Annotated in this window: 25 protein-coding genes; all 25 read right to left on the bottom strand. The window is 69.3% G+C overall.

All coding sequences use genetic code 11. The features are described 5' to 3' along the window. Positions 1-20: 20 nt before the first annotated feature. The 25 genes from J2847_RS20540 to J2847_RS20425 all read right to left on the bottom strand — a co-directional run bounded on the left by J2847_RS20540 (position 21) and on the right by J2847_RS20425 (position 19,354). Positions 21-554 carry a hypothetical protein gene (locus tag J2847_RS20540; RefSeq protein WP_209780713.1) on the bottom strand — a complete coding sequence of 178 codons (534 nt, stop codon included), beginning with the start codon at positions 552-554 and terminating at the stop codon, positions 21-23. A 13-nt stretch (positions 555-567) separates the two neighbouring features. Beyond that, the gene (locus J2847_RS20535; RefSeq protein WP_209780712.1) at positions 568-2,649 is read right to left on the bottom strand and encodes an SPRY domain-containing protein; all 2,082 of its coding nucleotides are present in this window, start codon (positions 2,647-2,649) and stop codon (positions 568-570) included. Next, positions 2,646-4,730, bottom strand: a complete 2,085-nt coding sequence (locus J2847_RS20530; protein WP_209780711.1) for a hypothetical protein — start codon at positions 4,728-4,730, stop codon at positions 2,646-2,648. The genes J2847_RS20535 and J2847_RS20530 overlap by 4 nt, the downstream gene beginning before the upstream one ends. Continuing rightward, positions 4,727-5,413 (bottom strand): phage adaptor protein, encoded by a 687-nt coding sequence (locus tag J2847_RS20525; RefSeq protein WP_209780710.1) that lies wholly within the window; start codon positions 5,411-5,413, stop codon positions 4,727-4,729. The genes J2847_RS20530 and J2847_RS20525 overlap by 4 nt, the downstream gene beginning before the upstream one ends. A 15-nt stretch (positions 5,414-5,428) precedes the next feature. Further along, positions 5,429-5,929, bottom strand: coding sequence for a hypothetical protein (locus J2847_RS20520; protein ID WP_209780709.1), 501 nt, complete (start codon positions 5,927-5,929; stop codon positions 5,429-5,431). 53 nt (positions 5,930-5,982) lie between these two features. After that, complete coding sequence (locus tag J2847_RS20515) at positions 5,983-6,336, bottom strand: hypothetical protein (RefSeq protein ID WP_209780708.1); 354 nt, start codon at positions 6,334-6,336, stop codon at positions 5,983-5,985. Positions 6,337-6,399: 63 nt separating this feature from the next. Further along, a complete protein-coding gene (locus J2847_RS20510) occupies positions 6,400-7,398 on the bottom strand; it encodes a N4-gp56 family major capsid protein (RefSeq protein ID WP_209780707.1) in 999 nt (332 codons plus the stop codon). An 18-nt stretch (positions 7,399-7,416) separates the two neighbouring features. Next, on the bottom strand, positions 7,417-8,442 hold the full coding sequence (locus J2847_RS20505) for a hypothetical protein (RefSeq protein WP_209780706.1): 1,026 nt from the start codon (positions 8,440-8,442) through the stop codon (positions 7,417-7,419). Beyond that, a complete protein-coding gene (locus tag J2847_RS20500; RefSeq protein WP_209780705.1) occupies positions 8,439-8,654 on the bottom strand; it encodes a hypothetical protein in 216 nt (71 codons plus the stop codon). The genes J2847_RS20505 and J2847_RS20500 overlap by 4 nt, the downstream gene beginning before the upstream one ends. Continuing rightward, complete coding sequence (locus J2847_RS20495) at positions 8,651-10,891, bottom strand: portal protein (protein WP_209780704.1); 2,241 nt, start codon at positions 10,889-10,891, stop codon at positions 8,651-8,653. The genes J2847_RS20500 and J2847_RS20495 overlap by 4 nt, the downstream gene beginning before the upstream one ends. Continuing rightward, positions 10,878-11,624 carry a hypothetical protein gene (locus J2847_RS20490; RefSeq protein ID WP_209780703.1) on the bottom strand — a complete coding sequence of 249 codons (747 nt, stop codon included), beginning with the start codon at positions 11,622-11,624 and terminating at the stop codon, positions 10,878-10,880. Before J2847_RS20490 ends, J2847_RS20495 begins: the two co-directional genes overlap by 14 nt. Positions 11,625-11,628: 4 nt before the next feature. Then, the gene (locus tag J2847_RS20485; RefSeq protein ID WP_209780702.1) at positions 11,629-11,871 is read right to left on the bottom strand and encodes a hypothetical protein; all 243 of its coding nucleotides are present in this window, start codon (positions 11,869-11,871) and stop codon (positions 11,629-11,631) included. 2 nt (positions 11,872-11,873) lie between these two features. Next, positions 11,874-12,047 (bottom strand): hypothetical protein, encoded by a 174-nt coding sequence (locus J2847_RS20480; RefSeq protein ID WP_209780701.1) that lies wholly within the window; start codon positions 12,045-12,047, stop codon positions 11,874-11,876. A gap of 4 nt (positions 12,048-12,051) precedes the next feature. After that, positions 12,052-12,183 (bottom strand): hypothetical protein, encoded by a 132-nt coding sequence (locus J2847_RS34665; protein WP_267912550.1) that lies wholly within the window; start codon positions 12,181-12,183, stop codon positions 12,052-12,054. A 14-nt stretch (positions 12,184-12,197) separates the two neighbouring features. Then, positions 12,198-12,791, bottom strand: coding sequence for a DUF2829 domain-containing protein (locus J2847_RS20475; RefSeq protein ID WP_209780700.1), 594 nt, complete (start codon positions 12,789-12,791; stop codon positions 12,198-12,200). Next, the gene (locus tag J2847_RS20470; protein WP_209780699.1) at positions 12,788-13,576 is read right to left on the bottom strand and encodes a terminase large subunit domain-containing protein; all 789 of its coding nucleotides are present in this window, start codon (positions 13,574-13,576) and stop codon (positions 12,788-12,790) included. The genes J2847_RS20475 and J2847_RS20470 overlap by 4 nt, the downstream gene beginning before the upstream one ends. Beyond that, positions 13,573-14,322 (bottom strand): terminase small subunit, encoded by a 750-nt coding sequence (locus J2847_RS20465; protein ID WP_209780698.1) that lies wholly within the window; start codon positions 14,320-14,322, stop codon positions 13,573-13,575. Before J2847_RS20465 ends, J2847_RS20470 begins: the two co-directional genes overlap by 4 nt. A 202-nt stretch (positions 14,323-14,524) precedes the next feature. Continuing rightward, positions 14,525-15,028, bottom strand: a complete 504-nt coding sequence (locus J2847_RS20460; RefSeq protein ID WP_209780697.1) for a hypothetical protein — start codon at positions 15,026-15,028, stop codon at positions 14,525-14,527. Further along, on the bottom strand, positions 15,025-16,278 hold the full coding sequence (locus J2847_RS20455; protein WP_209780696.1) for a DUF1376 domain-containing protein: 1,254 nt from the start codon (positions 16,276-16,278) through the stop codon (positions 15,025-15,027). The genes J2847_RS20460 and J2847_RS20455 overlap by 4 nt, the downstream gene beginning before the upstream one ends. A gap of 6 nt (positions 16,279-16,284) precedes the next feature. Beyond that, positions 16,285-16,500 carry a hypothetical protein gene (locus J2847_RS20450; RefSeq protein WP_209780695.1) on the bottom strand — a complete coding sequence of 72 codons (216 nt, stop codon included), beginning with the start codon at positions 16,498-16,500 and terminating at the stop codon, positions 16,285-16,287. Continuing rightward, on the bottom strand, positions 16,497-17,168 hold the full coding sequence (locus J2847_RS20445) for a DNA methyltransferase family protein (RefSeq protein ID WP_209780694.1): 672 nt from the start codon (positions 17,166-17,168) through the stop codon (positions 16,497-16,499). Before J2847_RS20445 ends, J2847_RS20450 begins: the two co-directional genes overlap by 4 nt. After that, complete coding sequence (locus tag J2847_RS20440) at positions 17,165-17,395, bottom strand: hypothetical protein (RefSeq protein WP_209780693.1); 231 nt, start codon at positions 17,393-17,395, stop codon at positions 17,165-17,167. Before J2847_RS20440 ends, J2847_RS20445 begins: the two co-directional genes overlap by 4 nt. Further along, the gene (locus tag J2847_RS20435; RefSeq protein WP_209780692.1) at positions 17,392-18,228 is read right to left on the bottom strand and encodes a sigma-70 family RNA polymerase sigma factor; all 837 of its coding nucleotides are present in this window, start codon (positions 18,226-18,228) and stop codon (positions 17,392-17,394) included. The genes J2847_RS20440 and J2847_RS20435 overlap by 4 nt, the downstream gene beginning before the upstream one ends. A gap of 3 nt (positions 18,229-18,231) precedes the next feature. After that, positions 18,232-18,735 (bottom strand): hypothetical protein, encoded by a 504-nt coding sequence (locus J2847_RS20430; protein WP_209780691.1) that lies wholly within the window; start codon positions 18,733-18,735, stop codon positions 18,232-18,234. Positions 18,736-18,838: 103 nt separating this feature from the next. After that, on the bottom strand, positions 18,839-19,354 hold the full coding sequence (locus J2847_RS20425; protein WP_209780690.1) for a LuxR family transcriptional regulator: 516 nt from the start codon (positions 19,352-19,354) through the stop codon (positions 18,839-18,841). Positions 19,355-19,407: the final 53 nt, after the last annotated feature.

Here is a 19,407-nt window from a genome sequence, read left to right as displayed (position 1 = left end):
GTGTGCGGGTAGGTGTTGGGTCAGGACGGATCGGGCGACGGGTAGTCCGCGCTGTCCCGCGCCGCCTGTATCGCCGGCATGTCGCTGGCCACCTCGATGGCGAGGTTGACGCGCTCGCGCTCGGCCTCGATTTGGCGGCCTACCGTCTCCCAGGCGGCGGTAACGGCTTCCCACTCCGCCAGCACCTCGGCGACGGTAACGGCGCGCAGTTGCGCCCGGTCGCCAGCCCACGGGTAGGCATCGGCGGTCACGTCGGCCAGGCGGCCCGAGACGACCCAGCGCATCATCTCCGCCTGCTTGGCGGCGTAGGTCGTCGCCTGTCCCGGCACGGCGGTCAGGTAGGCCTCGCGCGCCCGGCCGGCGGCGGCGTTGTTGGCGAGCACGGCGGCAGCACGAGCAGTCGCGAGCGCGGCGGCGATTTCCTCAGGCGGGATCGGCTCGATGGCCCACACGCGGACGACCCGGTTGTTGTCCGTGTCCGGCGTGTCGGTGTAGGCGGCAGCCTGCCGGTGCGTGGCCGCGTCGAAGGTCCGGATTTTCTCGAAGATTTCCATGGGAGAAGTCACCTCAAAGCGGCGTAAAGCCGGCGGGCGGCGCGTAGATCAACCCGGCATTGATTTTCCAGGATTGGGCACCGCTTGTGCCGTCCATGTAACCGGCCGGGTAATAGACGCCGGGCGACAGCGTGAACATGGGATTTGCCCCCGTTACAGGATCGCCACCGCCTTGCCACACATTGTTCTTTGCAGCCCAAATGCCGAGCGTGTTGGTGTTGACTGCAAACCCCATAACGTCACCGGTTGTATACGTTGCGCCGAATGAGTTTCCTGACGCGCTGTTCGCTTTGGTGCCGTTGCTGTTGTACCCGTAACCCCGCGCGTTTCCGATGAATGCTGTATTCGTCAGGGCCGCGCCAGCAACACACACGCCAGCAATCCTTTGTCCGGCCCCCGCATCAAGCGCCGTCAGCTCGAAATACTTGAGGCCGGTGATGGCGGTGTTGCCAAGAGCGGAGCCATAACTTGTTGTAGAAACAACGGTATTGGCAGACGATAGCGTCAAGCCGGTCCCGATCTGTGTCGGGTCCCAAGTCCAGCTACCATCCGTAGCGGGGATACCGATGGCCTGCCATCCCGCGCCGTCGCAAACGAGGATCGCCGATGCCCCATGCGGGACCGCTATCGTCGCGCTGCCGTTGACGGTCTCGCTGCCCGCCGGATCAACCGTGATCGTGCCCGACGACGTGTTCTTGAGCAGGATCGAGAACCCATTGCCGGCACTCGCGGCGGCAGGCAGCGCGAGGGTCCAGGTCCCGGACGCCAGGATGAGTACGCCGGCATCGGCGGTGGTGACGGTGTAGGCCGACGCCTTCGTCACCACCCCCGCGAAGCGGAGGCCACCGAGGCTGGAGGGCCGCACCCACCGGACCACGGCGCCGGACGCATCGTAGAGGGGGATTCGGTCCGCCTCCCGATCGATGTTCAGCGCGGTCAGCTCGGTCAGGTTCGGGAGCCAGCCGGCAAGGGCTGCCGGTGTTACGGCCTTGGTGGTGCTGGTGCCGGTGGCGGCCTCGGCGCCGGTGGCGGCGGTGAACAACCCGTCGGCACCGACGTTGCCCGCGCGCGCGACCGACACGGCCACGACATCGGCGGCGACGAGCCCGCCGGGGCCGGTCGGGTTGGCGAGCGTCAACGTCCACCACGCGCCGTTGTCGGTCGCGGCGGTGACGTCGGCTTCGAGCCAGACGGTCAGGTTCAGGCGATGGGCGATGCGCAGCCGCCCCTTGATCGCGTTCGTCGACGCGGTCCATGAGGCGAAGACGGCGGCGAGGTTGGCGCCGGCGGCGTCGGTCTCGGAGATGTGGAGAGCGGTGACGCTGGCGAGCGTGGCGCTGTTGACGCGGACCTTGCCGGCGCCGGGATCGGTGGCCGACGTCCCAGCGTCCCAGGACAAGCGCGCGGACGGGGCGGCGCCACCGGCTGCCGACGCGTTCTGGTCGGCGAGGACCGCACTGTTGGCGGCTGCGGTGGCGCTGCCCGCCGCCGCGCCCGCCGAGGAAGATGCCGCTCCGGCGCTGCCGGCAGCAGCGCCGGCCGATCCCGCCGCCGCTCCGGCGCTCAACGCGGCAGCACCGGCGCTGCCCGCCGCCGCGCCCGCTGATCCGGCTGCCGCCTGCTCTGAGGCCAGGGCCGCCGCCGCGCTGCTCGCTGCCGCCACGATGTCGCCGCCCTGGATGCCTGCCAGCCGGAACGTGGTGCCGTCGTAGCGCAGCGTGGTCGGGCCTCCGGCGACCAGATCGAGAGCCAGCGGCGAGTCCCCGTTCTGCCGCTTGATGCTCTTCACGCCCAGCAGCCCGGACACGCCGACGATATTGACCGTACACGGCCCGCCTGTGTTCGCAGCCAACGGCCGGAAGACGATCTCCATGCCCTCGGTGTAGGCGGCAGGCGCGTAGGGCAGCGTGACGACGTAGGCGTTCGCGGCGCCGCTGTCGGTGCCGTAGGTCGCGCGCCCCTGCTTCAGCTGATCCTCGGTCGGGAGCTTGTCGAAGCCGTCCTGAACCGCCTGAAAGGTGGCGTTGATGCTCTCAGCCCGCGCCAGCGTGCGGCGCGATTCCGGATTGTCGTGGTTGAAGAAGCCGTTGGTCATCGCTTCAGGCCCCGCGCTGAGGTGTGCAAGGTCAGGCCGTGGATGGTGTGCGGATCCTCGTGCGTCGCCTCGGTGCCGATCGCCAGTGAGATGCTCGTGCCGGAGCCGTCGATGTACGCCTCGGCAAGCCCCTCCACTGGAGCGGACCAGTAGAATTCGTTCCAGGCGGCTTCATTCCAGAAGCCACCGCGGCCGGCGACGTCGAAGCCCTGCTCGGCGGCGGACGGCAGATCGGGATTGCCGTAATCGAAGTCAGCCGAGGCGTAGAGCGTCGTGTTCGGGGCGGCCGTGATCTCCACCGTCGCCTTGTGGAAGCGCTTGTTGAGCGTCGGCGATCCGAGGTGGTTGAAGGCGAGGCGCACATAGGCCTCGACCGGCTGGCCGTCGAAACTGGTGCCGCTGTCGAGCCGGTAGACGAAGCCGCCGTCGGAGCCGAAATACAGCTGCTCGGCCCCGTCCGCGCCCTCGACCGACACAGCGCAGCGAACGACGCGGCCAAGGGCGAGCGGCATGAAGGCCGGGCCGGTGCCGCTGAGATCCATCACCAGCCCGGTCCCGTCCGACCAGAAGAGCCGGTACTGGTTGAGGTCGCGCACGCGCAGGCTGGACACCACCGTGGCGCCAGCCCGGCGCTTGGCGTCGAGGTAGGGCTTGATCAGACGCGACAGGGTGCCGGCCTGGAAATCGCCGAACTCCTGGACGCTGGCGAGGTTGCGCACCCCTCGGTCATCCAGGAAGATCGGCTGCGCCATGGCCTGCACCGACCACTCGACCGCACCGGCCTCCTCCGTGATGATCTTCAGGTCGCCGTCAGCGCTCGTGCCGCCACCGAACACCGTGCCGTAGAGGATGCCGATGCGGTTGCGGCCGAAGGCGACCAGCGTACCGGCGTAGCCCGCGACCAAGCCGGTGATGGCTTCGCCGATCGACAGCTCACCTGCGCCGGCCAGCACCGACCACTCGTAGGGCGAGCCCAGCCCGCTGAACTGGAGCGAGGCGTCGAAGGCGAGAAACAGGTAGTTGGAATGGGCGGCGATGTGGCGGGGCATGTCCGCCGTCATGCCGGTCAGGATCAGCGCGAAGACCACGCCATCCCATTCGAAGGCCGGGTTGACGCCGTCGCAGCCGTACATGCGGGCGGCGCCAGCGAGGCCGGTGAAGTTGTAGGTCGTGAATTCGAAGCGGCCGCCGGGCAGCAGCGTGATCGTCGACGAGGCGCCATCGGCCACGGCCTTCTTCACGCCGCCGACGCGCAGCTCCTCGCCGTTGAGGAAGGCGCCGGAGATGGTGGCGAACACCAGCTGGCCGACCGCCTCGTTGCCCGCAGTCCAATCGCCCTCGCGCACCACGACACGCGTAACGACGCCGGTCGCGCCGGAGGTCCCACCCGCGACCGTCTGGCCCTCGGTGATGAGGCCCGTCCCATCCGTGAACTTCACGCGGCTGCCCAGCGCCTGCGCCACCCAGCCGGCGGCCGTCGCCTTGTGCATGACGCAGGCTGTGCCGCCTGCGTTGTTCCGGAAGGCGTAGAGGTTGCCGCCGTAGCCCCAGACGCCCCGGATCGGGCCGGAACCAGGCACGTCCCCGATTTTGGCCCGCTGCGTCTCGACGGCGTCGCGCAGCCACGCCTGGTCGTCGGGGTCGTTCGTGGCGCCGCGCTCGGTCGCGGTGTCGGCGGCGGTCGCCTTGGTCACGCCGCCGACCTTCAGCGCCTCGCCATTCTGGAACGTCCCGGTCACAGCGGTCAGCACCAGATAGCCGGCGGCGCTGCCGGCGCCATAGGTGCCGCTCTCGATCACAGCGGCGATCAGCGCCTCTCCCGTGGCGCCGCTGGCGGCGCCAGTGACGGTCTGCCCTTCGGTGATGGCGCCGGCGCCGGTGGTGAAAGGCAGCACCCAGTAGGAGGCCGTGGAGGCGAGCGGGCGCCCGTCGACACGCTCATGGCCGGCGACGCGGGTGTAGCCCTCCAGGCGCGGCTCGTAGTTCACGCCGCCGATCGCGGCGCCGGGGTCGCGCTTGATGGCGGGGGTCACGAGGTCGAGGCCGCCGACGGTCGAGAAGTGCGCGGTGGTCTGGCTCACGCGAGCGGCCCTCCGCCGATGGTGACCTGGGGCAGTTGGTCGCGCTCCAGGGCGGCCAGCACGCGCGCGTAGTTCACAGCGGCGGTCGTCATGGCGGTGGGCGCCTCGTCGTGCTCGGCCAGCAGTTGGAGGGCGCGCCATTTGATCGCCTCATGGAAGCGGGCCGGCAGGGTCGGCACGTCGCCGTTGGCGGCCAGAACCTGCGGCACGGTCCGGTATTCGCCGCGCACGACGTAGACGCCATCCGGTACCGGGCCGAGCAGCAGCGACCCGTTGGGCTTGATGGCGCAGGCGATGGGACGCATGGCGGTCTGGACGCCCCGGCCGTAGAGGCGGCGGTAATACTGCCAGCCGATGACCTCGATCTCGCCCTCATCGGCCGGGCCGACGGCTTGGTCGTAGATCGTGATCGAGCCGGGCTCGACGATCCACTCGGCGAGGTCGGCGATGTTCCAGGCGGCCGGCGTGTATTCGCCGGTGCCGGCGATGGTCACGCCCTCGAACTCCGCCCGCATCCATTCCCACGCGCTGCGGCTGTTCTGGATGTCGGTCCACGCCTGCGACACGAAGCTGACGATCTTCGCCAGCCGGCCCGTCTGCCCGGTCACGCTGGTCGGCTGCGCGCCGGAGACGGTGCCGCTGTCACGCGCGACCATCTGGCAGAGTTCGAGGAAGGTGGCCATGGTCCGGCGCTCCGATCAGGCCGCCGCCGGCATGGACAGGACGCGCATCGGGTAGAGCGGAACGTCGCGCGAGCTGATGTTGCCCTCGTCGTCCATGTCGTAGACGGTTTGGACGGCGTTCTGGAGGGCCTCGACGTAGGGCACGCCGACGTCGCAGGGCTTGCCGCGTGGGATGATGATCGATTTGCCGTTGACGGCGACGAACACGCCGCGGTCGCCGCCGGGCCCTTCCTGACGCTCGATGAGGATCTGGGCGCGCGGACCACGCTGGTAGCTGCCGGGATCGACCGCATGGGCCGGCACCTGATCGGCGGCGGGGGTTTCGCCCGCATCGCCCAGGCTGTCGGGCACGACGATCTCGTCGCGGCCATATCCGGCGCTCGAGATCTTGGCGCGCAGGGTCTCAGCCTTGATGTTGGGGTTCGGACCGAGATCCAGCCCCAGCACCACACCTGCGTGGTAGCGGAGCTGTTCAACGGTGGCGGTGGCGATCTTGACGGTGATGTCCTTGGACACGGGCGGTGCTCCAGGCGGTGCGAAGGGGTGGGCCGCCAGAGCGGCCCGGAGGATCAGCCGCGCGGGCTGCGCATCGCGATCCAGACGATCTTCTCGCCGGACGCGTTGAGGTCGGTGTCGGTGCCGATGGTGAAGCCCTCGGCCGCCGAGGCGCTCCCGGCGTAGGCGCTGATGCCGCCGGAGGTCACGTAGGCGTGGCTCTTGTTGGTGGTGGTGGCGTTGTCGACGATGCGCAGGTACTTCATGCCGGCGGCGGCGGGCATGTCGACGGTCCACTCGATGATGGCGTCGAGCGCCCCCGCGTCGGCGATGTTCATCACCTTCACGTAGTCGGGCTGCCAGCCGAGGCTGACGTTGATGGCGGCGCCGGTGCCGTTGACGGTGCCGGTGCGGATGTTGCTGGCCATGGGATGGTCTTTCGTCGCGAGGGGGAGCGACGGGCCGGAGCGAGCCGGCCCGTGTCGAGCCGGTTAGAGGGCGGTGACGCTGACTTCGAGGCGCGCCATCCAGTTCTGATTCAGGATGACGGCGGTGAAGTAGGTCTTCCAGCTGACGTAGCCGCGCTGCCCCATGGGATCGGACTTGTCCGGCTTGCCGGGGTTCAGGACCATCGGGGTGATGGCGCCGGCGCCCTTGAGGGGGACGGTTCCGAACGCCTCCTTGCCCAGGTAGAGCACCGGGTAGACGTCGGCGCTGGTGCCGCTCGTCGTCACCATCGAGCCGGCGGCGCCGCCGGCGTTCGGCCACGAGGACAGTTCGGGCGACAGGACGTAGCGGACATCCTCGACGGAACCGATCTCTTCCGGGCACACCGGCTTGCGGCTGCCGTAGGCCGCGACGGGAATGAAGCCGGCCATGCCGCGGATGTCCGACTCCAGGTCGGTGTGGGCGACCGCGACATAGCTCGCCTCGATGGGCTTGGTGCCGTAGTTCGGGCTGCCGTCGAGGATGGAGGTGAGCTTCTGCGCCTTCTGGGCCTTCAGGAAGCGGGTGATAGCCCGCTGCTTGTTCAGGCTGATCGGCGTGTTGACGGCCGAGCGACTGGAGCCGTTGGCGTAGAAGACGCTGGTGCCGGCCTTGACCACGCCGTAGGTCACCATCTCGACGGTGAGAGCGGCCTGCTCGCCAGCCAGCATGGAGGCGTCCTTGAGGACCGGGTCCTCGGCGAGGTCATCGACGACGTCGGTGATCTCGGTCGGCTTGCCGTACTGCTTCAGCTGCGCCGGGACGTCCTCGTAGGCCATCTTCTGCGGGCTGGGGGTGACACCCTCCACCAGCGGCGTGGTCGCCGCCGGGAAGGGGATTGGCCGGCGGAATTTCACCGTGTCGGCCTTGTTCTTCGGCATGGGCTTCGTCATGCCGAACTTGCCGAGCACGATGACCGGCTCGGCGTGCTTCAGCATTTCGGAGGCGGCCCACGCGGCGGTGCGCTGGTTGATGTCGCCGTAGGTGGTCTGACCGGTGGCCATGGGGCGGTGCCCTGTCGGTTAGCGACCCTTCTTCCCGGCGAAGTAGTTGAACGCTGCCTCGAAGTCGTCGGGCGGTCCGCCGGCCGGGCCTGCGCCTCGGCTCGTGACCGCAGCCCCTGACTCCAGCTGGCGTTGCCGGCGGGCCGCGAGGTTCGCGGGTGCGCCCGTTGCCATGGCTCCGGACGCGGGTTGTGCCGCCGTTGCTGTGCCTGCCACCCCTTGGTGGGCCTTGAAGCGGGCGATGATGTCGCCGGCCTCGGCCGCGTCCTGGATGGCCTCTCCGTTGCGCTGGATTGCCTCGACCACGTAGCGGGGCTGGGTTTTCAGCCAGTCGCTGAACGCGGAGGAAGCCGCCACCTGCGCCCAGTCCGGGTGCTGCTGGGCCAGGGCCTGTTCCTCGCGGTCGAGGGCCTGTTCCCGCTCCCGTTGAGCCTCCGTGGAGTCCCGCTGGTTGAGGCGCGCCTGCGTTTCGGAGAGCTGCGTCCGCAACGACGAAAGCTCTTTGAGGACAGGGCGTGCGACCTCGGGGTATTCCTCCTGCAGCCGGCGGATGTCGGCCTCGGTGGCGCCTTGGTCCTGGCCCGTCGAACCGGCGGCCCCTTTTTGCAGGGCGGCCAACTGGGATTTGACGGTGTCGAGTTCACGCTGCAGGGACGAGACGCGGCCCCGGTTGGAGCGGCTGTCGTGTTCCAGCGTCTTCAGCTGTGCCTGGGCGGCCTCGTAGGCGGCCCGCTGCTGCTCGCTTGCGGATGACCATAGGTCTCCTTCCGGGGCATTTCCACCCCTTCCGGGTTCATTTCTTTCGGGCGCGCCTACCTCATCGGTGGAGGCGGGTCGCTCGCCGACGTGCGACGGCTCGCCGCCGGTCGAATCGCCGTCGGTCGTGGCGGGGGTGTCGGCTTGAGCAGCCACGCCAGCGTCCGCTTCGGTGCCCGTGCTGGAGGCCCCGGCGAACTCCGCGAAGGCCGCCTCGAAGCTGTCGGCCGCCGCATCCGTGGTGGTGGCCGCTTGCCCGTCGGCCGGCGGGGTGGTGTTCGTCGTCATAGCCCGTAGGTCTCCTGGGTGATGGCAATGGCGGGGCGCTCCTCGGCGAGGGCGAGCAGGTCGGCGATGGCGGCCAGCTGGCCGCGCAGCACCTGGGTGTGGTCGTGCGAGGTGGCCGGGCTGTCGATCTGGTCGCGGATGGAGGCGCGCTCACGTTCCGCCCATGCGGTGACGGCCGCCCATGTGGCGGAATGCTGGTCGATCCTGGTCACGGCGCGAACCTCGTGCCGGCGGCGGGCTCTGACGGTTGGGCGGAAGCCGGTGCGGGCAACGCCTGCGCGGCGAGTTCCTTCGCTGACTGCCGATCCTTGAAGCCGACCTCGGCGGCGAAGATGCGCTCCTTGTGCGCCTGGTCGGTCTCCTGCATCTGCACCTTGGCGCGCAGCTGCTCGATGGTGAGGTTCTGCTGAGCCGCCAGCTTGACGAGTTCGGTCTCGCGGTTGATCTCGGCGACCTGGATTTTGGTCTGGGCGTCGAGCTGGGCGCGCTGCATGTCCGCCTGGATCTTCTGCATCTCGATGGCGGCGCGCGGGTCCTCCTGCTGTTGGTCCTGCGCTTCCTGCTGGGCCTGCTGCTCCTTGGCGATCTCGTCGTCGGTCTTGACCAACTCGTCGGCCGACAGCATGTGCGCCTGCACCGTCTTGCGCAGCAGTTGCACCGGCTTCATCAGCGGCCCGAGCACCGGGTGCGCCGTGAACTGTAGGCACATGGCCATCAGGTTCTGCGCTTGCGCCTCGCGGACCAGCAGCACCGACGTGCCGCGGGCGTCGACCTCGAAGTCGCCTTTGATCGACTCCTTCGGGTTGAACTGCATGTTCCAGTCGTAGAGCCGACGGATGTTGGGCGTCGTGACCTCGTCGTCCCAGTCCTTCACCGCGTCGCGGAAGATGACGTTGGCCGCGTTCTGTAGCATCGACATGCCGTTCGCGGTCTGCGTCTGGTGCGCGCCTGCCTCGCCCTGGGAGATCAGCGGCAAGCTGACCTCGTCATCGACGAACTCCTTGGCGATCTTGATGATGTTCAGCAACTCGCTCTGACGGCTGTCGATCGGGTAGGTCTCGAAGACGGACCGCAAGCCCTGCTGACCGATGCTGTCGGTCTTGGCGTACCAGACCTTGCGGGGCTTCAGATCCCAATTGCCGTCGACCGGCTCCACCTTGTTGCGGTCGATGACGATCTGCGGCCCGGTCGAGAGGGCGGCGTTGTCCATCATCATGCGCCATGCGGCGTTCATGGCCGCCTGGGTGTCCCGCATCAGCGACGGCACGCCGTGCCCCCAGAAGCTGCCCTTGTCGCGCGAGAAGCAGAATGCCGAATAGATTGGGTCCTGGCTGTCGAGGATGTGGATCCCGAACTTCAGGACCTCGTTCTGGCAGAACCACACGACGGCCTGCACCTCGTCGAGCGGGTCGATCTCGTCGTAGTCCGCCGCGGCTCCGGCGTCGCCCCGCGCCATGTAGAGGCACCGCAACTGCTCGGCCGTCAGCGGGCCGTTGTATTCCCACACCGTGAACTTGCCCTCGACCGAGGCTTGGTCGCCGTCGGTGATGGAGCGCAACTGCGCCATCCAAGGCGGCGGCGCTTCGCGGGAATCCTCGCGCAACAACCGACGGATGGCGTCAGCCGAGAAGCCCGGTTTCTTGGCCAGCCGACGCAGTTCCGTCTTCGTGAGGAGGTGCAGCTCGAAGAAATACTCGCACTCCTCCACCCGGTTGCCGTTGGGATCGGGGTAGAGGCGCCACGGGTCTACGCGGGTGTACTTCGGGCGTGGGTCCTGCACCTCGACCAGCGCATCGACCGCCAGCGGCTGTCCGTCCGGCCCCCCTACCGGCACCTTGCCCCAACTGCGTCGCGTGCGGCTGTCCACCACCGGCCCCTTCAGGATCCCGGTGCCAAGCTGGCAGGCGTCATCGATGGCCTCGCGGGCGTGGATGCCGTAACGGCTCTCGGTCAGCTGGTCCTCGATCTCCGACTGCATGGCGTCGGCGCGGGCCTGCGCCTCTTCCAGCATCCGGCGCGCTTGCTGGCCGGCCTCCGCCTGCTGTGGATCGGGGTGGTCCTCCGGCGTCTTGGCGGCGGTGGACAACTCCGGCACCGGCGTCGGCTGGATGCCCCAGTTCCGGTCGTCGGTCGGAAACAGCAGGTCCGAAAGCCGAGCCTTCCAGGCGTTCGTCTTAGGTCGCGTCTGGTTCACGAACAGGCGCGAGCGATCGCCCTGACGCAGCTTCGTCTCGGTGGCCGCGTCGTAGCGGCCGTGGTACTGGCGCAGATCGGCGTACCAGCGGTCCTCGATGGTGACGCGCTTGCTGATGGCGTCCTTCGCCAAGCGGTCGAGGTCGTTGGCGATCTGGCGGGCGCGCTCCTGGAGGCGCATCTGGGCCTGCACCGCCTCGGCCTGCGCCTGCTGCTCGTCCATCGCGTCGGCGAGGGGCATGTCAATACCCGGCATGGGCGTCTCCGATGGACTGATGGGCGATGGCGGTGCGGGCATGTGCGGGCGTGACGCTGGCCAGCCCCAGCCCGGTGCGGATCAGGTAGCGGGTGGTGTCCATCAGGTGATCGTTGGCCTTGACGATCTTGCCCTTCTCGTCCCGGCGGTAGAGCCGGTACTCCGCGAACCAGTTGAGGCAGGTCCGGAACACCTTCAGCCGGCCGGTGGCGAGCCGCATCCAGACGTCGTCGATTCCGGCATCCACCGCGTTGTCGGCCTTGGTCAGCTTGAGCCCGAGGTCGAGGTAGTTCTGGAGGAGCTGCTGTCCGTCCACTTGGGAGCGGCCACGCGACGCGGGGTCGATGGCGCCCGGCACCCAGTCGCCGCGCGCCCGGATGGCAGCGGCATGGACGGACGGCTCGGCCTGCCCCCGGTAGTGCTCGGCATAGAGATAGACGGTATCGGTGTTGGTGTCGTGGGCGCCCCAAATGGCGGCGGTGCGGTTCCAGCCGACATCGAGGCCATAGGCACGCGGCCAGTAGGCGGGCAGCACGAACGGCTCGACCATCACCTCGCTCTCCGGCACCGGGTAGATGGCGCCGGCCCCCAGCGACGGAATGCCCTTGGAGCGGGCGTCGCGCAGGTAGGGCTGCGTCGAGGCCAGCAGTTCGCGCTTGGTGTCGGCGTCGAGATGGGGCACATCGTCCCAGCCGGCCTGCACGAGGTAGCGGGAATCGCTGATCGCCGGCATGACCTCAGCCCCCCATGTGCCGGATGGCGTGGTGGAGGGCGTCGGCCTGCGGAGTGCCGACGGCATACTTCGGCGGGGGCGGTGGCGGCGCCGGCTGCGCTGTGGTGCTGGAGAACGGCGGCACGCTCGGCGACGGGAGCGGGGCGACCGCTTGCAGCACGCCATCCAGCGGACAGCCGTCAAAGTGCGGCATGCCAGGCCGGGCGCCGCAGTCGCGGCAGGACTGGAGGTTCATGTTGACGGACATGCTCAGCCTCCCACGGCGAAGAACGCCACCCACCCGCTCTTGCGGATGCGGGCGATGGTCTGGCTGGAGCGGCGGCGGTCGTGCTGCGCCAGCCAGCCCGAGGCGAGGATCCGGCGGAACGGGACGGCGACGGCCAGCAGGAGGAGCAGCAGGGCGAAGGCGACGAGGTGGAGCATCGCGTCAACCCTCCCGGCACACGGTCGCCGCCCACAGGGGCGTGGTGCTGGCGAGCAGGAAGGAACGGAACGGGACCGGCACGCCGAGGAAAGTCGGGCGCGGCTCGGTCAGGCGAAGCGCGGGCAAGGACTCCATGGGCGCGCCTCCTGTCAACCGACCAAAAGCCAGTCGTCGGCGAGCATGTCCGTCTGGCTGGCTCGCCAGCCGATGACGATGCTGCCGTCGGCCGCGCGCATGTCGATATGCGGGAGGATCGCCACCTCCTTCACACCCTCCGCCTCGACCTGGGCCTTGCATGCGCCGCTGCGGGCGAATTCGGCCGGAATCGAGGAACCGGGCGTGAGAGCCAGCCACATCCCCTTACCGTTCCAGCCGGCGCGGGCCACGCGCTTGCCCGCCTTCAGGGCGGCGATGGCGGCGCCGAAGTCGAGGCCGCTCGTCGGCGCAACACAGGGGTTGCCGCAGCCCGGCGAAACCGGAGGCGCCAGTTGATAGCCCGCCTCGAACGCAGCCTTCGGGCTGTGGCTCATGTAGCCGTCGTCGTAGATCACGAGGTAGTCGCCCAGCGCGGGCGTGGAGCGGGCGAAGAAGCCGTTGGGGACGGCGACGGTCGGCGCCATGTACTCGGGGCCGCCGGGGAGCAACTCCCAATAGACCCGGACGGTTCCGTTGGCGACATCCATCTGACGGATTTCGGCGGCCTGCACCCGCTTGTGGCACTGGTAGATGGGGAGGTCGTTCATTTCTCGCTGAGCCTCATCTCGGAAGGAAGGAACTGCATCACCACCTCGCTCATGCCTTCGAGCGGGGTGAACGTGATCATCACGATGCCGCGCGTCGTGGCGGTGCGGATCAGCACCTCGCCGTAGACGTCCATGGGCGGCTCCTCGTCGAGCCAAACGACGTGCTGGGCGGTGCCCTCGAAGGCGCCGCGCCCCTGGTCGAAGCTCTTGAAGCCCAGCACCGACCAGCCGCCGGAGACGTGCCGGACCTTGATGGTGTCGACGAGGTCCTGCACCCCCTGCTTCCAGGTCGGGCGGCTCAACAGGTGGCCGGGTATGACGCCGCGCCCGTCCAGCCCCTTGCGGGAACCGTCCTGGGCGACCTGGCCGAGCAGGGTCAGCTGGAGGATGTCGCGGGTCGTCTCGTTCTTCTTGCCGGCCGCCCAGGCGGAGATCGGAGTCGCGAACCGCCGCCCCTCCCACCAGTCCGGATACAGGCCGGTCAGGTGCGCGGCGGTCTCGTAGCCGCCCATGCCGAAGGTCTTTCCGACGCGGTTCGCGCACATGGCGCAGCGCTCGCGGAACGACGCGCCGGCCCGGAAGAACTCCAGGTGCCGGGGGTATTTCTCTCGCGCGTGCAGCAGCTGACCCTCGGTCACCAACCCCTTCATGATGGTGGAGCCCGGCCAGACGGAATCGGTCTCGGGGTAGAGCGAGAAGAACAGGCGCTGATCCTGGCGGCGGCGCCGTTCCTCCAGCAGGATCAGCAGTTCCTCCCGCTCGGTGCGGGTCAGGTCGGCGCTCATGCCCCACCGCCTTTCCGGCCACGCGCCGCCAACTCCGCAATCCGGGCGTCAAGGTCGGCGTCGCTCATCGCCTTCACCTTGAGTTCGCCGGACATCTCCAGTTTGTCGTTCCACATGCCGAGGTGCCGGCCGAGCAGCTCCAGCGCCTTGTCCTTGGGGTGGAGCTTCATCTCCAAGCCGTCGCGGGTGGTCTTCACCCCGGCGTAGAGGGCCTTGGCGCCGGCGGATGCGGTTGTACTGTCGCGGAAGACGGGCCGGCTGTGGCCCTCGCCGAAGCATTCCGGGCAGTTCGGGTGCGGCTCACGGGTGGCGTTGAAGCCCTCGCCGCCGGCCTCGTCGAAGGGCGGAATCAGGTCGGGGGGGGGCTCCTGCTTCTGGGCCGCCTTCAGGTCTCGCTCATAGGCGGCGCGTGCCTGCCGCATCTCGTTGGGCGTGCGCTGGTAGAGGTGGCCCTTGCCCCAGCAGAACCGGCAGCAGCACACCCGGTGCTCGACCAGCTCGTTCGTGTCGGCGGTCGCCATGCCCCAGAGTTCGACCAGCACGCGGTCGGCGGTGATGGCGGTCCGTTCCGAGCGTTTCGCCTGTCCGGCCTGGATGGCGGCTTGCACGTCTACATCGGTCAACAGCCGTGCGCCCTGCGCTTTCGCGGTGCGCGCGCTGTAGCCGGCAGCCGTGGCCGCCCGCGTCGCGTTCAGGTCGACGAGGTATTCCTGTGCGAACTGGGCTTTCTTCGGAGTGAGCGCCATGCCTACGACCTTCGATCGTGGTAGGCGCGTTCTCAATAGGTTCGCAGGTGTTGCGGGCGCCGCCGTTGCGATGACACGGCCGGACAATTACACTCGCCGGGTTGCCTGTTGAGGGCGGAAGACCCAACCGCCACGCCCGCGGCTTCGGCCGCTGGTACGATTAAGGACTTCGGTCCCCAAGGGATCCGCAATGGGGCACGGCTCAGGCAACACCACCGGCCCGAAGCACCTCGACAACCCCCACATGCCGCCCGTCGAGCATCCAGCTTCCGTGACGGCCCGGCTGAACCCTGCGCCCCAGCCCATCAAGCGCCCTGTCAAGCGGTGACGGCTCCGGCCGGCGGATCGTGACCACGGTGCGTCGCGCCTCGGGTCGGGGATCGTGTGGACGACGCAACCCCAGCCGCAGGCGATGCACCTCGACGGTCCGGGCTCCGACGGCGTAGCGCTCGCCGATCTCGGCGTCGGTCAGCCGCTCGGCCGTCACCAGCCCGCGCAGGGTGTCGTCGGAGCAGGGCCATCCCGCATGGTTCGGCAGCCCGAGCTTGGAGCGTGAGCACGCGACCTGCCAAGCCTCCAGCCCCCACTCGGCGGCGATGGCGGCATCGGTCATCCGACGGACCAGCACCAGCATCGGCAGGGCGCGGCGCAGGCCTTCGGGTACACGGCGGCGGGGCTGGGGCGGATTGGCGATGGCGACGCTCATGCGGCATCCCTCCCGGCTGGGGTGCTGGTGGCGATGACGACCTCGACCGTGTCGACGCCGAGGGCGAGGCGGAGCTTGGGCTCCAGGCGCTGGGTCAGCCAGTCGGCGTGCATCCGGTTCGGGGCGGCGATGCAGCCGACGCCGTCGATGACCTGGACGTGGCACAGGGCGATCCAGCGCTCGTACTCGACCGGCTCGAAGTGACCGGCGTAAGGTTCCGGCACGGTGGCGGGCGGCTTGCTGGCCTTGGCCGGGCGAGCGGCGGCGATGGCGCGGCGAACGTCGTCGTCGAGCACAGCGCGCAGGCTGCGGGGCTGGCCGGAGCCCTTGGCCTCCAGGCGCTGGAACTGGCGGTGGACCTCCTCGACCACGGCCGACGCGGTGTCGGCGGGCGACAGGCCCCGCTCGGCGCCGGCGGCGATCCAGGCGGCGAAAAGCTCGTCGTCGGCCGGGGCAAACGGTCGGTCCTGATCCCCGAACCAGCGCTCGAAGGCGGCCGTGACACCTCGCTGGACGGCGGAAATCCCAGCCTCCGAGCCATCGGGCGGCGGGCGGGCATCGTCTCGCGCGCCTGCGCGAAGCCCGCCAGCCGAGGATTTTACGACTCTGGAACTTCCTTCTTCCCTATCCCTGTCTCTGTCCCTATCCCTGTCTCTTGGAGCGCGTTTCCCTGGGGACGGCGCGGGGACGTCCTCGACGACATGAGAGGGGACGGGATCGGGACATTCCTCGCTTGTCCCCGGAGACTCCGCGCCCGTGTCCCTGGGGACATCGCCCCTTTGTCCCGCGATTCCGAAGGCGGCGGCGAACTCCTCCCAGGTGGGCATCGGCAGGGCGGCACCCCTCTGGTTGGCCTTCTTGATCCGGGCGCATTCGGTCTTGAACCGCTGGAAAATCTTGCGCTCCCACGCCTCCATCACGCCCTCGGCCACCACCTTGTGATGCAGCCGGCCGTCGGAGCAGCGGAACCAACCATGGAGCGCGCCGGCCCGCAGCTTGCGCCACGTCTTGATGTCCCGGCCCAACTCGGCCAGCCGGCAGAGGTCGATGTCGTCGTCGGGGAGCGTGCCGGCGGGAACCTGATCCCAGGACTTCAGCCAGAGCGTGACGCCGGCCCTCCATTCCCCATCGCTGGTGCGGGCGTGGAACGTCGAGCCGAACAGGCGCGACCGGAAGATCGGGGTGAACGGGAAATCACGGAGATCCACGTCGGCGGGCACCAGAGGATCGGGAGCGGACTCGGTGGCCATGGGTCTCTACTCCGCCGCCGGCGTGAGAAGGTCGGCCTGCGCGGCGCGGGCCTCGTCGCGGGCGAGGCGGCGGGCTTCGCGCTCCAGGTCGTTGGCCAGCTCGAAATAGGCGCTCCACCAGCCGGTGCTGGTCGGCTGATCCTCACGAGCCTTGAGCGCCTTGGCGCGCAGCCAGTCAGCGCAGAACCGGACGCCTGGGGTGATGTCGACGGTGGTGGTCATGCTGCGGATCCTTCGGCGGGCCAGTCGCTGTCCCGGTCCAGCGCCTTGCGGCACGGCGGGATCCAGCGCAGGCGGGTGTCGGTGTTGCCGCGCGCCCAGACGATCCAGGCGTAGCTGGTCGCGGTGCTGGCGGTGCGATCGAGGCGGCCCTTGACCATCGGCACGCGCTCAACGAACTGCGCGACGACGGTCGGTGGGTGATCGGTGAAGAGGCGGTGGCGCTCGACCGATTCCAGGAAGGCGGTGCGCACCAGCAGGGCGACGCCGCGCCGGACGAACGGAGCCTCCAGCGCGCGCCGGGCGAACTGGACGCCCAGCCGGAACGGCGGGTTGGTGACGATCAGGTCAATGCCCTGCGCCTCGATGCAGGGGCTCTCCGAGCCGTGCAGGAGGAAGTCGGTCACGCGCTCCTGGTCGGGCCAGAGGTGGGAATAGTCGTGAACGTCGGAGGCGTAGACCCGGCGGAACCGCTCCTGGAGAGGTCGGACCATGGCGCCGATACCGCAGGCGGGCTCCCAGACGCTCATATCCTCGGTGGGGCCGAACATCTCACGCAGGACGTGCCAGCACAGCGCCCGCGTGGCCCAGGCCGGCGTCGGGAAGAAGTCCAAGCTGTCGTGCGGCTCGGCGCGCTGCGCCATGACGGCGTGGCTGCGGTTCTGGGTCATCCGTACCTCCGCTGCATGTAGCCGTGCGCCTTCGCGGCGGCCCGATCGTTCAGCACGCGCTGCACCCAGCCGCGCTTATAGCCCTTGATGGCGGCCACGCGGCGGAGGTCCTCCTCCGTCTGGGCAAGCGGTAGAATATCCGTCAACTTCATGCGGGCGATCCGGTCGGCGGAGACATCGCCGATGCCCGGCATGGTGGCGAGCGCGACCTCGGGCACGGCGGTCACGCCAGCACCGCCTCGCGGACGCGCTTCGCGACCTGCCCGACGGCGCGGACCTCGATCTGGCGGACGCGCTCCTTGCTGATGCCGTACTGGGTGCCGAGCGCATCCAGCGTCGCCGGCTCGTCGGCCAGGGTGCGGGTGATGACGATCTCGCGCTCCCGGTCCGGCAGGCTGTCGACCGCCCGATGCAACTGGCGCCGCTGGTCGGCGGCATTGCGCTGGTCGGTCACCGCCTCCTCCGGAGTCGGCCGATCGTCGGACAGCAACTCAACCCAGGCGGAGACGTCGCCCGCTTCGGACACCGGCGCGTCGAGCGACCAGTCCCCGGCATCGAGCGTCGCAGCGACGCGCTCGACCTCGGCGGCGGGAACGCCGAAATGGGCGGCCAGAGCTTCGGTGATGGCGGAGGGCAACGCCTCCGGCATCTCGACCTCCAGACGGCTCCGCTCGCGGCGCAGTTTGAAGAACATGGATTTCTGCGTGGCGCCGGTGCCGATGCGCACGAGGGAGCTATTGCGGATGACGAGGTCCTGCACCTCGGACCGCGCCCACCAGCCGGCATAGGTTGCGAAGCGGGTGCCGCGCGCCGGGTCGAAGCGGTCGAGCGCCAGCGACAGGCCGACGCATCCGGCCTGGAACAGGTCCTCCAACGGCTGGCCGGCGTGGCGGAAGTCGGTGGCCGCCTTGACGGCCATGCGCATGTGCGCCCGGATGACGCGGTCGGCGGCGCGCCGGTTGCCGGCCTGGGCGGCGGCGATCAGGGTGGGCTCCTCGTCCCTGGTCAGCATGGGCGCGTCCATGGCGAGGCGCGCCATGCGGCGGAAGGTGTCCGACATGGGTCATGTCCTCCCGAGACGGGCGCGCAGGCGCCCGAGGATGGTGATGGGGATGGCGCGGCGTTCGGTCTCCACCAGATCGGCGAAGATGCGCGCGGCCAGGGCGGCGCGGACGCTGGGCGGAACGGCGGCGGCCGAGCGGAAGAGCGATTCCGGATCGGCGCCGAGCTGCACCAGCAGGGCCTCACGCTCGCGGACCATGGCGGCGACGCCGTCGTCGAGCTGGCGCAGCTTCCAGATGGCCTCCTGGCGGGCCGGCGTGCTGGCGTCGTCGAACAGGTGGATGACGAAGGCCAGTCCCCAGCGCTGCCGCATCTCTTCGAGGTAGCGCGGGCTCGCGAGGTGACCCTCGACCCAGCGGCGGGCGGTGGCGTCGGAAACGCCGAAGGTCTCGCCGACAATGGAGTGGATCGCCAGCATCGCCCGGGGCGCGCCTCGCTCGTCGGCGGCGAACTCCCGCAGCAGCCACAGGCCCTGCCGTGCCCCAGCACCCCGTTGCCTGCTCAATTTTTGAACGAGCCTTTCCGTGGACGGCGCGCGCGAGTTGCGTAGCATCCGCAGCATGAGTTCACGCCTCCACACGATGAGGGACACGCGGGCCGGTCATCGGTCAGCCCTGGGCGGCGAGCTGCTGGGCGGCGTACCAGCGCGCCGCCTCGGTGCGGTTGCGCGCGTCGATCTTTTCGAGGGTGGTGCGGACGTGATAGGCGACCGTCTCCCCAGCGATGCCGATCCGGGCGCCGATCTCCTTGTTGGACAGCCCCTCCGCGATCAGCGGCAGCACCTGCGCCTCGCGCGCGGTGAAGGTGGGGATCGTGCGCGGCACGCCGCCGGCGAGCGGAAAGTGCTGGATGAAGCCCTGACGGCGGACCGCTCCGAGCTTCTTCATCGCCGCCTTGACGTGGATCTTCACCGCGCCTTCGCTGATGCCGCGGATTTGGGCGATCTCCTTGTTGGACAGCCCCTCGGCGGCGAGCCGGGCAACAGCCTCCTGCACCGGCGCCAGCGGGCGCACCCGGCGGCGGGGCGTGGTGCCCAATTCGGGGGTGGCGACTTCACCGACCGCGCCATGGACGGGCGTGGGCTTGGCGGGGTAGATGTCGGAGGTGGAATCGAGAGGCATCATCGGTTCTCCAATCTTCGAGCGCCGGCGCGGGTGGGGATCTGCGGCCGGCGTTC

Source organism: Azospirillum agricola (assembly GCF_017876095.1).
Classification (GTDB): domain Bacteria; phylum Pseudomonadota; class Alphaproteobacteria; order Azospirillales; family Azospirillaceae; genus Azospirillum; species Azospirillum agricola.
This window is presented reverse-complemented; position numbering and strand designations above follow the sequence as displayed.